Genomic DNA, 13,017 nt, shown 5'->3' on the forward strand with positions numbered 1-13,017 from the left:
AGGATTTATTTTCCTTTGTTTGCTTCACTAATGTATTTTTCTAAAGCCATTGTCATAGAAGGAGTTTCAGGTGTTGGAGCAAGAATATCAATTCTTAATCCATGGTCTAAAGCTTCTTTTTGAGTTGTGCTTCCAAAAACAGCGATTCTGGTATTGTTTTGCTGAAAATCTGGGAAATTTTTAAATAATGATTTAATTCCAGTTGGACTGAAAAAAGCTAAAACATCATAATAAACATCAGCTAAATCAGATAAATCACTCATTACAGTTCTATAAAAAATAGCTTGTGCCCAATCTACTTTCAGATTGTTTAATGTAATAGGTGCATCAGCATTTAATTGATCAGATGCCGGTAACAAGAATTTCTCGTCTTTGTATTTTTTGATCAGCGGTGATAAGTCTGCAAAGTCTTTTGCTCCCACATAAATTTTACGTTTTCTGTACACTACATATTTTTGCAGGTAAAACGCAACTGCTTCAGATTGACAAAAATATTTCAATCCTTCAGGAACTTTATAGCGCATTTCATCGGCTACTCTGAAAAAATGATCAACTGCATTTCTGCTTGTCAAAATAATCGCAGTATAATGATTAAGATCAATTTTTTGTAATCGAATCTCTTTTGCGTTAACCCCTTCCACATGAATAAATGGTCTGAAATCAATTTTTATTTTGTGTTTTTGTTGGAGCTCAAAGTATGGGGAATTTTCCACTTTAGGTTCAGGCTGTGACACCAAAATTGTTTTCACTTTCATATTATAAACATTTTCTAAGCACTCCCTTTTGTAATCCAATAATAGAGAAAATAATAAGGGGCTATTTCAAGTGCGCAAAGATATAAAATAAAATAAAATAACTTGCCGATTATTACATTTTGATACGTTTTAATTGAAATAAAGTAAGAGTATACGCTTATACAGAGCGAAACGCCTATGATTGCTAGCGGTATAGTTTTAGGAATATTGTCATAATAAAACAAAATGGCATTTATAGGAAGGATCAAAACTCCAATATAAGTTCTATAGGTTACTTTTTGTAAGTTAAAAAGATCTACAAAATCATCAATATTGAAAGAAGTCGCGACAATTTTTTCAATTAAGAACTTGGCCAGAATAAAATAAAGTAAAAAAGTAGCGATCTGAATAAACAAAATATAATCGGTTTTTTCTACCGTATCGTCAAAAATATGCATCGTAAGCTGAATGAAAAAAGCAAACGAAATAACCTGCACGAAAAATAAACCAACCGTAAAACTGCTTTTTAGATTGCCGTCACGATAAATTTTTGCGTATTTGTCTGAAATAATAAGCTTGCTGAATTCACTGAATCGTGTTTCATAAGCAGATTTTGTCATTGCAACGATAGCAAAGGCCACCACAAATAAAAGTGTTGCCCAATCTTTGTTTTCGAGGATTCTGGGGTGAAGTTGTTCAATCATAACGATACAAAATTAGTAATTTTTTGGCTCAATACTTTTATTATATATTTATTATGAATCAAATGCTATAAAAAGTTTACTTTTGCGGTGAAATTTACGCAGAAAAATGAATGATTGTATTGTCATAATTCCCACTTACAACGAAATCGAAAATATTGAAAGTATAGTTAGAGCTGTCCTTTCGCAACATAAACCTTTTCATCTTTTAATAATAGATGATAACTCGCCAGATTTCACTGCCAATAAAGTGATTGCGCTTCAGGAAGAATATCCTGGAAGGCTGTTTTTAGAAAAAAGAGCCAAAAAATCTGGTTTAGGAACTGCTTATGTTCATGGTTTTAAATGGGCTTTAGAACGCAATTATGATTACATTTTTGAGATGGATGCTGATTTCTCTCATAATCCAAATGATCTTGAAAAATTATTTGACGCCTGCCATTTTGGAGGTGCTGATTTAGCTGTTGGCTCTCGTTATGTAACGGGTGTAAATGTGGTAAACTGGCCTTTGAGCAGAGTACTGATGTCTTATTTTGCTTCGGTTTACGTAAAATTTATTACCGGAATGAAAATTCATGACGCGACCGCAGGTTTTGTTTGTTATAAAAGACAAGTTTTAGAAAAGATAAATCTTAACAAAATCAAATTTGTTGGATATGCTTTTCAAATTGAGATGAAATATAGAACATATTGTGGTAAATTTGAAATAACCGAAGTTCCAATTATTTTTACGGATAGAACAAAGGGTGTTTCAAAAATGAGCAATGCTATTATTAAAGAAGCGATCCTTGGCGTAATTTCTCTTCGATTAAAAAAATTATTCAATACACTATAAACGAAAGGCGATGAACAGGATTTTAATCAAAAATGCAAAAATTGTAAACGAAGGATCTATTTTTGAAGGTGATGTTTTGATTGAGAACGACTTAATTGTTGAGATTTCAGACAGTATAAGCCTAAAAACATCAGATTGTATTGTTGTAGATGCAGAAGGAAGTTATTTAATGCCCGGTGCTATTGACGATCAGGTACATTTTAGAGAACCAGGATTAACACATAAAGGTGATATTGAATCAGAATCGAGAGCAGCAGTTGCTGGCGGTATTACTTCTTTTATAGAACAGCCAAATACAGTTCCGAATGCCGTTACTCAAGAAATCCTTGAAGATAAATATCAGATTGCAGCAGTAAAATCATTTGCGAATTATTCGTTTATGATGGGTGCAACGAACGATAATTTAGAAGAAGTTCTAAAAACGAATCCGAAAAATGTTGCGGGAATTAAAATTTTTCTAGGTTCTTCAACCGGAAATATGCTGGTTGATAACGAAGCTGTTTTAGAAAAAATATTTTCAAGCACGCCAATGTTAATTGCGGTTCATTGTGAAGATGAAACTACTATTCAAAATAATTTAGCCGAATTCAAAGAAAAATATGGTGACGATGTTCCTGTAACGGCGCATCACTTAATCCGCAGTGCTGAGGCTTGTTATATTTCGTCTTCAAAAGCTGTGGCTTTAGCGAAAAAAACAGGCGCTAGATTGCATATTTTTCATCTTTCTACAGCGAAAGAAATGGAATTGTTCTCGAATAAAATTCCGGTAGAAGATAAAAAAATCACTGCTGAGGTATGTGTACATCATCTTTGGTTTACGGATGAAGATTACAAAACAAAAGGAAATTTCATTAAATGGAATCCTGCTGTAAAAACTGCTGAAGATCGCGCTGAACTTTGGAAAGCCTTGAATGACGGCCGTATTGATGTTATTGCAACTGACCATGCTCCACATACAAAGGAAGAAAAAATGCAGTCGTACTTAAAAGCGCCTTCTGGAGGTCCGCTTGTACAGCATGCAGTTGTTGCCATGTTCGAAGCACATCACCAAGGAAAAATTACTGTAGAGAAAATCGTTGAAAAAATGTGCCATAATCCGGCTAAAATTTTCAAAATCGAAAAAAGAGGTTTTATTAAAGAAGGTTATTTTGCTGATTTAGTTATTGTTAATCCAAGTTTGCCTTGGAGTGTAAAACCAGAGAATATTCTAGCAAAATGCGGTTGGTCGCCTTTTGACAATTATACTTTTAAATCGAGAATTACACATACTTTTGTAAACGGAGAAATGGTTTACAATAATTTTAAAGTAAAAGATATCCGCGCTGGAAAAAGATTATTGTTTGACAGATAAAAAGCTAAAATGAAGAATTTTGTATTTATAATATTGGTTTTGTCTCTTTCGATAAGTTGTAAAAAAGAATTGGTAAAAGAACCAAAAGGACTTATCGAGAAAGGAAAAATGATTGATATTATGTATGACTTGTCACTTTTAGAGGCTATGAAATATCAAAATCCACTTTCTTTGGATTCGGTTGATGCAGATCCTAAAAAGTATGTGCTGAAAAAATACAAAGTAGACAGTCTGCAGTTTGCTCAAAGTAATATGTATTACGCAGCAGATTTTAATACGTACAAAGAAATGTTCGACGAACTTGGCAAGCGAATAGCTGTAAAACAGAGAGCAACAGATTCTATCGTTAAACTTGAAGAGAAAAAAGCAGCGAAAGCGGCTAAAAAGAATAAAGGAAAATCAGAGCCAGCTCCAAAGCTGAATGAAGCAAAACCTTCAAAACCAGTCAATATTGATTCAATACGAAGAACCCTTCAAATAAGATAGTTTATATTTTTGAAACGTCTTTTATATATTGATGCACATCTAGAAAAACCGTTCCAAGAGCGGTTTTTATTTTTTCATTTGAATACAGATTTTTAGAATATGATGCTTTTGCTGTTGCCTTTGTCATTCTTCTCTTTTGAAAAAACAGCGTAGAGAATATTCCTTCGGCTATCCAAAGCAGATTCATTATTAAAGGTGTTGCGTGAATGCTTGGCTTTTTTACTTTTAAAGCTTCTGCAATTGTATTTAATATATCACGGAAAACAATATTGTCTGCAATTAAGGTAAATCGCTCGTTTTTAATATCGCTTTTCATTAATTCACTTGCTATTCTTACAACATCATCTACAGTTATGAAACCTGTATTTCCAAGTGTGTAAAAAGAAAGTCCATCAGCAACTTTTGTATAAAGCTGGCCACTTCCTTCATTGTAGATTTTTGCCGTTGGAATCTTTGCTAAAATAACTCCCGGATTTAAAATAATAACATCTAATCCTTCTTGAACTGCGCGCCAGACTTCCATTTCAGCACCATATTTAGAAATGGCGTAATCGCTGTGCGGTTTTTCTGGGTTCCAATCCGTTTCTTCAGTTATATAAGTTTCGTGAGCAGCTAAATCTCCTAGCGCTGCAATCGAACTTACAAAACAGAATTTCTTTACACCTTTTGCGATAGAAAAATTAACCATATTGGCCGTTCCCTCAATATTGGTTTTTCGAAGTGCATCTTCGTCCTTAGAATCAAATGAAATCAAAGCAGCGCAATGATATACGTAATTCACATCTGCGAAAGCAATTTCTAATGAAGGAACATCTAAAATATCGGCTTCAATCCAATTGATTTTTTCAAACAAAAAAGCTTTTTTATACAGTTCAAAAAGTGATTTTGTTTTCTGGATGTTATTTGAATTTCGGTAAATAGCCCGAACATTTTCTCCATTTTCAATTAAATGAAGCAATAAATGCGCGCCGACTAAACCAGTTCCTCCTGTTACTAATACCATTTTGTAAAGATACTTATTTTGGTTTTTGCCACAAAGACGCAAAGACGCAAAGTTTTTTGTTTTGTCACAAATTGGCAAGTTTTTTAATTCTTCTTTGTGTCTTAGTGCCTTTGTGGCAAACCTTTTTGATATTGCAATTCACAATCTTGGTTTTTGCCACAAAGGCGCAAAGACGCTAAGTTTTTTGTTTTGCCACAAAATTGTCAAAGTTTTTTAATTCTTCTTTGTGTCTTAGTGCCTTTGTGGCAAACCTTTTTGATATTGCGATTCACAATCTTTGGTTTTTGCCACAAAGGCGCAAAGATGCTAAGTTTTTTGTTTTGCTACAAATTGGCAAAGTTTTTTAATTCTTCCTTGTGTGTTATTGCCTTTATGGCAAACCTTTTTGATATTGCGATTCACAATCTTTGGTTTTTGCGACAAAGGCGCAAAGACGCTAAGTTTTTTGTTTTGCCGCAAATTGTCAAAGTTTTTTAATTCTTCTTTGTGTCTTAGTGCCTTTGTGGCAAACCTTTTTGATATTGCAATTCACAATCTTTGGTTTTTGCGACAAAGACGCAAAGACGCTAAGTTTTTTGTTTTGTCACAAATTGGCAAGTTTTTTAATTCTTCTTTGTGTCTTAGTGCCTTTGTGGCAAACCTTTTTGATATTGCAATTCACAATCCTTATATTTGCGCAAATTATTTTAAAAAATGAAGAATCTAGTTGAAGAATTAAAGTGGCGCGGTTTGTACCATGACAGCATGCCAGGAACGGAAGAACAATTGCTTAAAGAAGTAACAACGGCTTATATAGGTTTTGATCCAACGGCAGATTCTTTGCATATTGGCAGTATGGTTCAGATTATTTTATTGGTTCACTTGAAGAATTTTGGACATCAGCCTATTGCTTTGGTTGGTGGTGCAACCGGAATGATTGGTGATCCTTCTGGGAAATCTGATGAAAGAAATCTGCTGAACGAAGAAACGCTGGCCAAAAACGTTGCTGGAATTAAAAGTGTTTTGTCTCGTTTCTTAGATTTTAATTCTACGGATTCAAATGCTCCGATTATGGTAAACAACTATGATTGGATGAAAGAATTCTCCTTTATTGACTTTGCTCGTGAAGTTGGAAAACGTATCACGGTAAATTATATGATGGCAAAGGATTCTGTTAAAAAGAGATTAAGCGGAGAAGGAGAAGGAATGTCTTTTACCGAATTCACGTATCAGTTAATTCAAGGTTACGATTTTTATCATTTATATAAAAACAACAACTGCCTTTTGCAAATGGGAGGTTCTGACCAATGGGGAAATATCACTACGGGTACAGAATTAGTTCGCAGAATGGGTGGAGAAAGTGCGAAAGCTTTTGCTTTGACAACGCCTTTGATTACAAAAGCAGACGGTTCTAAATTCGGAAAATCTGAAGGAGGAAATGTTTGGTTAGATGCTGATAAAACTTCTGTTTATAAATTTTACCAATTTTGGGTAAACGCAACAGATGTCGATGCAGAAAAATACATCAAGATCTTTACTTTCTTAGAGAAGGATGCAATTGATGCTTTAATTGAACAACATAAGGAAGCTCCACATTTAAGAGTTTTACAAAAGAAATTAGCTGAAGAAATCACGATCTTTGTTCACAGCAAAGAAGAATTAGAAAAAGCAATTCAAGCTTCGAATATTTTGTTCGGAAATTCAACTGCAGAAGATTTAAAACAACTGGATGAAGCGACTTTTCTAGAAGTCTTTGACGGAGTGCCACAAGCAGAAATTGCAAAAGCTGATTTACAAAACGGCTTGGATATTGTTTCAGTTTTAAACGAAAAAACAGGTTTCTTTAAATCTAACGGAGAAGCAAGAAGAGCTTTGACGGCGAATTCAATTTCTGTGAACAGAGAAAAAATCAAAGAAGATTTTGTGTTGACTGCAAATGATTTGATCAACAATCAGTTTGTATTATTGCAAAGCGGAAAGAAAAATTATTTTGTAATTAGAGTGGTTTAATTACAAAACCATCAAATTGCAACCTCGAATATCAGAATTATCAAAACGTCCCAATACCTCGAAAGAGTTGTTGGGATTTTTTTTGCCCAAATCTTGAGTGGCAATAAAAGAGCATGAATTTATATTAGCCAAATCAATAACGTTGATGCCTCCGGTTTTTCCGTCTTTCACGTAAGTGAGTGCGTCTTCTGGATCGCGAACTAAAATGTGCATCCAAGACGGGCATTCGAAAATACCTTCACCTAAAGAATACGCTTGCGCTAAAAGTTCAGTCATGCCGTATTCTGAGTGAATTGCAGTAACACCAAAACCTTCACAAAGCTGTTCATGCAGTTCTTCGCGAATCATTTCTTTACGTTTGCCTTTCATGCCTCCGGTTTCCATAATAATGGTATTCTGGAGTTTGAATGTATGTTTTTCGATTAAATCTAAAAGAGCATATGTAACGCCAATTAAAATGACATTTTGACCAGATTGATCTAAAGCTGTAAGTTTTTTAATTAAGTCGTCGTGATTGTGTAGATAAAACCCGCTGTCAGGCTGATTGGAGAGTTTAATTAAATCTTCGACCATATAAATAAGCGAAGATCCATCACGTTCGAGATAAGACGGTAAAAGGGCTAAAACAACGTAATCCTCGATATTGCCATAAAACTGAGAAAACCCGTTGCGGTAGCTTTCTTCATAAAGAGAAACATCCGTAACCAAATGTCTGCTGGTAATCATTCCGGTTGTACCGCTGCTGGTAAAAGTTACTTGAGCAGGATTTGTGTTAGAAATGACATCATGGCTTTTGAAAAACTGAATAGGCAGAAACGGAATTTGCTCTAAAGATTTTACCTGTTGTGGGTTTACTTTTAAAAAGTCACAAAAATCACGATATACCGGATTGTTTTCGTGCTGAAAACGAAACACTTTTAATGCTGTTTTTTCAAATTGTTTCTGACTCGAAATGGTAAATATATCGCTTGCTGTAATCAAAACTTTTTTTGTGCAAAGATATTGTTTTTTAGTTTTCAGTCTCGTTTTTCAGTCTCAGTTTTCAGTCTGAGTTTTGTGCAGTATGCTTACTGAAAACTGCCACTGCCACTGTAAAACTAAAAAAGCCCCAAATTGGAGCTTTCTTTATATTTTATCGAATAATGAGCTTTCGCGTTGCGGAAGCATTTTCTTCACTTATTTTAATGATATAAACGCCAGGAACCAAATCCGAAACGTTTAATTCTCTTGAACTTAAATGTGTTTGAAGTACTTTTTTACCCAAAATATCAAAAATTATTATTTCTTTTTCTAAATCATTTTTTGATGAAATATTTACTTTTCCGTTAGTCACTGGATTAGGGTACAAGCTTAGTCCCTCAATAGTTGTAGTCTCTTGAGGTTTTGGTAATTGCTTACTGTCTTGTGCCGAAACACTTACAGTAAAGAAAAATGCCAATAAGAATGTAATATAAAAGTAGTTTTTTGCCATCGCGTTATTTTGGTTACGGTAAATATACAAAAAAAATTACAAAAATTACGCCAAAAAAAAACATCCTAAAATTTTAGGATGTTTTTAACATTTTATAAGATGATTCTTATTATTTGATCAAGCTTGCACCGTCAACTGAAGCCCAAGCTCCAGCAGTTAATGAAGCTCCTGTAGCAGTAGTACTAGTTGTGAAAGTTCCAGCTGGGAAAGCAACTGTAAATCCAGTAGCACCGTTAGTTGGTACTATAAGTGTAGTGTTAGAAATTTTAACATTTAAAACTTTAATTTTAGATGTATTCACTTGGTGAGTATTAGTTGCAGCATCTAAGATACTAACTACAGCACCTTGGTAAGTTGTAGTTCCAGTTGTAAAGTTTCCGTAACCATCAACAATGATATTGCTGTATTCTCCGTTACCTTCTCTTTTGAATTGGAAAGCATCAACTTGGTTATCTCCAACTTCAGGAACGTTAGAAGCTTCTCTTTTTAAAGTAATGTTAGAAACTTTTGGTCCAAAAGCATTGTCATTTGCAGACGCTTCGATTTCCATTCCGTAGTTTCCTTTTCCAGTTTGGTAAGCATACCAGTTTGTATTAGCAGTACCTTGCCATCCATCTTGCCAGTCAAATGCGTCATCATAGTTACCGAAAGAGATAGCATTTGTCATGCTTACAGTTCCTCCGAAAAATTCGAATCCGTCATCAGCTCCTTTGTAAGCAACTAAGTGATCTAAAGTTGTTCCAGAACCTACTGAGTAGAATGTGAAAGCATTGTTTTCTTTTTGACCATCAGCTAATTTAGATCCAGCGTATTCAACTCTTACATAGTTTAATGAACCACCATTGTGAGTTGCATTGGTTCCTCCGTAAGAAATATTATTTCCATCTTCTGAAGTTGAAGAAGTTCCTCCTCCAGCAACTTTTGCAGGTGCATCACCGTACATGATGATACCTCCCCAAGAACCTGGAACTTTAGATTTTTCTGTAAATACTACTGGTTTGTCAGCAGTTCCGTTTACAATTAATTTTGCTCCGTTTAAAACAACTAAAGCGTTGTCTCCTGTAGCTTTGTCAATAGTAACAGTAGAACCTGCATCAAAAGTTACAGTTACACCAGCATTGATTTTTACAATACCTTTTAATGTATAGTTACCGTAAGCGTAAGTTTTGTTTGCAGTTATTGGACCTGTAATTTCACCTGTTACTGGTGTTGGTGCAGGAGTTGGATCGTCGCTGCTTGAGCAAGAATTAAAAAATAAACCTGTAGCAAGTGCTAAAGCAAGAATTTTAGTTTTCATAGTTTTTTGTGTTGTATTATTCGTTTTTATTTTTTTCAAAATTAAGCCGTAAATCTCTTTAGGGTGTTATCTGAACATTACATTACAGTTACCAAAAATCAATTTAAATGTGAAGAGAATGTTAAGCGATATTTTTGTTGATTCTTAAAATAAAAAAAGCTCCAGATATCTGGAGCTTTGAATTTTGTATGTTGTTGTATTAAAAAGTATATCCAACTTTGAAAGAGAAACCGACACCTTTTTTATAGCTGTTGGCTAATAAAGATGGTTCGTCAACTTTTACAGTTCCGTTGTTTCCAAATTCTAATTTTCTTTCTGGATTCAATAAATTGTCAGCTGTGAATTTTACATCAAAATGTTCTGAGATTTTACTTCCCCAAACAAAGTCTAATTGCGATACTGGTAATTCATAAGTATTGTCCTGACCGTTTGTACCTACTGCATAAATTCTTTTTCCGAATACACCATAAACAAGTGACATTGTATTTGTCCAGTCTTTAGCTAAATTAAATTCATACTTCAAATCAGAATTAACTAACCAGTCTGAAGCACCTTGTAAAGATCTTGTTTGGTGTGTTTCGATTGAATTTTTAACTGTAATATTACCGTCTTCGTCCTGAGATTCGTAAGTAGCTGCAACATTTACTTTTGTTGACATAACTGAAGCGTTCAATCCAAAAGAGAAATGTTCTAAATTTTCACTTATTCTGTTTAATCCTAATAAAAATTCAACTTCAGCTCCAAATAATGTTGCGTTATCTGAATTTAAAAATGTAGTTACAGTTCCAGATGTTGCATTAGCAATAAAAGTTCTCTCGATCGGATTGTCAATATATTTCCCGAATACTCCAAAAGTCATCATTTCTTTATTTGTAGGGAAAATTTCGTATTTCAAATCAACATTATAGTTGTCACTATTTTTCAATAAAGAATTTCCTTGTGTCGAAGTATTATCTGCATTGATGTATGATATCGGGAAAGATTCCATTACAACCGGTTTTGTGTATGTTTTACTTGCTGCAAAACGAATGTTTGAGGTTTCGTTTAAAAGATATTTTACGTTTAACGATGGCAAAACATAAAGGTTGTTGTATTTTTTTAATTTGAAAGGATCATCAAAAGAACCTAAAGTTCTGTAATATGTTTCTTTAATAGTGCTTTCAACTCTTACTCCTCCGTTAAGTTCAAATTTTTCTGCAAATTTCAAGAATAAGTTTGCATACCCTGCATTTGCACTTTCATTAAGTTTTACTTTGTACGTTGTGTTTGAACTTTCGTTAAAGAAAACGGCACTACTGTTAATGTCATTTGTAATTTTTGTGTCAATATTGTTTATGTCTGCTGATGAAAAAGTCCCACCGTTACTTGCAACGAATCGGTAAGAAGATTCCATTTTAGAAGCATTTCCATTATAACCAACTGTCAATTTGTTTTGTTTTGCATCTTTTCCAAATTTCAAGTTGTATTCTAATAATCCAGAAACGAATACATTTCCGTCTACATCTAAATACTGGCGTAAGAAGTTGTTTCCACCATAAGAAGTGTTAATTTGATTTTCAGCTTCCTGCGTACCTGAGAAAAATTTTCTATCAGGTTGTCCGTATTTTGTATTTGCATAAGATACACCTGCTTTTAAAGTTTGGTTTTTATCTTCTGTCAAATTGTATTCTCCTAATAATTGAGCATTTAAATAATCCGTTTTGTCCAATTGGTTAGTACGGATAAAGTTATTTTTAACTCCATTATTGCTTAAAACTCCGTATTGATCTAAAATTGAATTTAATGTTGTTTTTAAATACAATGTGTTAAACGCTAACTTAAATCTTTCAGTAGTATAATTTACTCCTACTAACGCAGATGTACTGGTCTTAAGGCGATATTCAGTATTAATAAAATCATTATTGTATTTATCACCAAGAGTTTGAAGTGTTCTGCTGACACCTTCTCTAACAGCATAACTATTGTCGAAATTAAGAGACAATAAGTATGAAATGTTACGATCATTGCTTAGGTCAAATTTTTCTGCATGAAGAAAATTGAAGCTAGAGTTTAATGGGCTTTTGCTTTTATTTACATTGAAACCTTTATCACCGCTTACAGAGTTTAATGCTTGATCTGTTGTAAAAGTCGATCTGCCAGCAGTTTCACCTAAAAAGCTTGGTAACTCTCTGTCTTTTCCGTTAAATCCAAAAAATCCTGCAGCAGAATCTGCATCACTAGAAAGTAAGAAATCTTTAAAACTGTTTCCAGTAGTATATCCTGCGCCAATATTTATTTTGGTAATGCTTTTAGAAACTTTAGAAGTTTGAATATTAAAAGTTCCACCAGCGAAATCTCCATAAATGTTTGGGTTAAATGTTTTGTATACATCAATAACACCTATAATATTTGTTGGAAACAAGTCAAGAGGGACAATTTTTGAGAAAGGGCTGTTTGATGGAACAGCAAGATCGTTAATTAATAAGTTGTTGTATCTGTCTTCAAGACCACGAACAAATAAACCTCTCGATCCAACTTTAGTGATTCCGGTTACTTTAGTCAAACCTTCTTCTACATCGCTAACACCTTTTCTAGACATTTCCTGTGCACCAATACTTTGTTTGATTACAACAGCATTTTTTTGGTCTAGCAATAAAGCAGTTTCTTTTTCTTTGTTTGCTGTCGATTTTACAACAACATCTTTTAGCGTATAACCGCCAGATGAAAGTACTTGATTTACAGTGACAGTTTCGTTTGCTGCAACTGTTACTGGTTTTTCTACAGATTCATATCCAACGAAGCTAAATATAATAGTATAAGTTCCTGGATTTACACTCAACGAATATTTTCCGTCAATGTCAGTGTTTGTGCTGATATTTGTTCCTTTTATTAGGATGTTTGCAAAAGGAAGTACTTCATTATTAGTTTCTTTGTCGGTTAATACACCAGAAATTGTACCTTTGTTTTGCGCGATCGAAATCGTACAGATAAATAATGTGATAAATAGAAATTTTAAATTGAATTTCATTTCAGTGTTGTGTTTAATTTATTTTTGTGCAAAGAAAGAAACGCGATGTAAAGTTCATGTTAGGGACTTGTTATGTTTTTGTGTTGTCAAGATTATCAAATTGTTACCAAATTAAATTACAGTTAACCGTATTTTTTAACGGC

General features: G+C 33.7%; 11 protein-coding genes. 4 read left to right on the plus strand and 7 right to left on the minus strand.

Annotation, left to right across the window (positions count from 1 at the left end):
* Positions 1 to 5: 5 nt before the first annotated feature.
* Positions 6 to 755, minus strand: a complete 750-nt coding sequence (locus tag IRZ83_RS16595; protein ID WP_029270668.1) for a uroporphyrinogen-III synthase — start codon at positions 753 to 755, stop codon at positions 6 to 8.
* Positions 756 to 769: 14 nt separating this feature from the next.
* Entirely contained in the window at positions 770 to 1,438 is a 669-nt protein-coding gene (locus tag IRZ83_RS16600; RefSeq protein WP_194570394.1) for a DUF4271 domain-containing protein, read from the minus strand.
* Between the two features lie 106 nt (positions 1,439 to 1,544).
* Between IRZ83_RS16600 and IRZ83_RS16605 the strand changes: the two genes are divergently transcribed.
* Genes IRZ83_RS16605 through IRZ83_RS16615 form a run of 3 tightly spaced genes read left to right on the plus strand, consistent with a single transcriptional unit; the run spans position 1,545 to position 4,107 of the window.
* Positions 1,545 to 2,270: a polyprenol monophosphomannose synthase gene (locus tag IRZ83_RS16605; RefSeq protein WP_194570395.1), complete on the plus strand. Its 726-nt coding sequence runs from the start codon at positions 1,545 to 1,547 to the stop codon at positions 2,268 to 2,270.
* 10 nt (positions 2,271 to 2,280) lie between these two features.
* Positions 2,281 to 3,621: a dihydroorotase gene (locus IRZ83_RS16610; protein WP_029270664.1), complete on the plus strand. Its 1,341-nt coding sequence runs from the start codon at positions 2,281 to 2,283 to the stop codon at positions 3,619 to 3,621.
* A 9-nt stretch (positions 3,622 to 3,630) separates the two neighbouring features.
* On the plus strand, positions 3,631 to 4,107 hold the full coding sequence (locus IRZ83_RS16615; RefSeq protein ID WP_194570396.1) for a DUF4296 domain-containing protein: 477 nt from the start codon (positions 3,631 to 3,633) through the stop codon (positions 4,105 to 4,107).
* 1 nt (position 4,108) lies between these two features.
* Here the strand turns inward: IRZ83_RS16615 and IRZ83_RS16620 are convergent, their stop codons facing one another.
* Positions 4,109 to 5,110 carry an NAD-dependent epimerase/dehydratase family protein gene (locus IRZ83_RS16620; protein ID WP_194570397.1) on the minus strand — a complete coding sequence of 334 codons (1,002 nt, stop codon included), beginning with the start codon at positions 5,108 to 5,110 and terminating at the stop codon, positions 4,109 to 4,111.
* 693 nt (positions 5,111 to 5,803) lie between these two features.
* On the opposite strand from IRZ83_RS16620, the gene tyrS reads away from it, so the two are divergent.
* Positions 5,804 to 7,099, plus strand: coding sequence for a tyrosine--tRNA ligase (gene tyrS, locus IRZ83_RS16625; protein ID WP_194570398.1), 1,296 nt, complete (start codon positions 5,804 to 5,806; stop codon positions 7,097 to 7,099).
* Here the strand turns inward: tyrS and IRZ83_RS16630 are convergent, their stop codons facing one another.
* The 4 genes from IRZ83_RS16630 to IRZ83_RS16645 all read right to left on the minus strand — a co-directional run bounded on the left by IRZ83_RS16630 (position 7,100) and on the right by IRZ83_RS16645 (position 12,874).
* On the minus strand, positions 7,100 to 8,080 hold the full coding sequence (locus IRZ83_RS16630) for an acyl transferase (RefSeq protein ID WP_194570399.1): 981 nt from the start codon (positions 8,078 to 8,080) through the stop codon (positions 7,100 to 7,102).
* 151 nt (positions 8,081 to 8,231) lie between these two features.
* A complete protein-coding gene (locus tag IRZ83_RS16635; protein WP_029270652.1) occupies positions 8,232 to 8,570 on the minus strand; it encodes a T9SS type A sorting domain-containing protein in 339 nt (112 codons plus the stop codon).
* Positions 8,571 to 8,679: 109 nt separating this feature from the next.
* Entirely contained in the window at positions 8,680 to 9,867 is a 1,188-nt protein-coding gene (locus tag IRZ83_RS16640) for a hypothetical protein (RefSeq protein ID WP_029270650.1), read from the minus strand.
* Between the two features lie 199 nt (positions 9,868 to 10,066).
* The gene (locus tag IRZ83_RS16645; protein WP_194570400.1) at positions 10,067 to 12,874 is read right to left on the minus strand and encodes a TonB-dependent receptor; all 2,808 of its coding nucleotides are present in this window, start codon (positions 12,872 to 12,874) and stop codon (positions 10,067 to 10,069) included.
* Between the last annotated feature and the right edge of the window lie 143 nt (positions 12,875 to 13,017).

Origin of the sequence: Flavobacterium sp. JLP, assembly GCF_015350755.1 — a bacterium.
Taxonomy (GTDB): domain Bacteria; phylum Bacteroidota; class Bacteroidia; order Flavobacteriales; family Flavobacteriaceae; genus Flavobacterium.

Bases quoted from the DNA above. Each gene is read 5' to 3' on its own strand.
- IRZ83_RS16635 (WP_029270652.1), bottom strand. From the start codon at position 8,570: ATGGCAAAAAACTACTTTTATATTACATTCTTATTGGCATTTTTCTTT.
- IRZ83_RS16620 (WP_194570397.1), bottom strand. From the start codon at position 5,110: ATGGTATTAGTAACAGGAGGAACTGGTTTAGTCGGCGCGCATTTATTG.
- IRZ83_RS16600 (WP_194570394.1), bottom strand. From the start codon at position 1,438: ATGATTGAACAACTTCACCCCAGAATCCTCGAAAACAAAGATTGGGCA.
- IRZ83_RS16640 (WP_029270650.1), bottom strand. From the start codon at position 9,867: ATGAAAACTAAAATTCTTGCTTTAGCACTTGCTACAGGTTTATTTTTT.
- IRZ83_RS16615 (WP_194570396.1), top strand. From the start codon at position 3,631: ATGAAGAATTTTGTATTTATAATATTGGTTTTGTCTCTTTCGATAAGT.
- IRZ83_RS16595 (WP_029270668.1), bottom strand. From the start codon at position 755: ATGAAAGTGAAAACAATTTTGGTGTCACAGCCTGAACCTAAAGTGGAA.
- IRZ83_RS16610 (WP_029270664.1), top strand. From the start codon at position 2,281: ATGAACAGGATTTTAATCAAAAATGCAAAAATTGTAAACGAAGGATCT.
- IRZ83_RS16645 (WP_194570400.1), bottom strand. From the start codon at position 12,874: ATGAAATTCAATTTAAAATTTCTATTTATCACATTATTTATCTGTACG.
- tyrS (WP_194570398.1), top strand. From the start codon at position 5,804: ATGAAGAATCTAGTTGAAGAATTAAAGTGGCGCGGTTTGTACCATGAC.
- IRZ83_RS16605 (WP_194570395.1), top strand. From the start codon at position 1,545: ATGAATGATTGTATTGTCATAATTCCCACTTACAACGAAATCGAAAAT.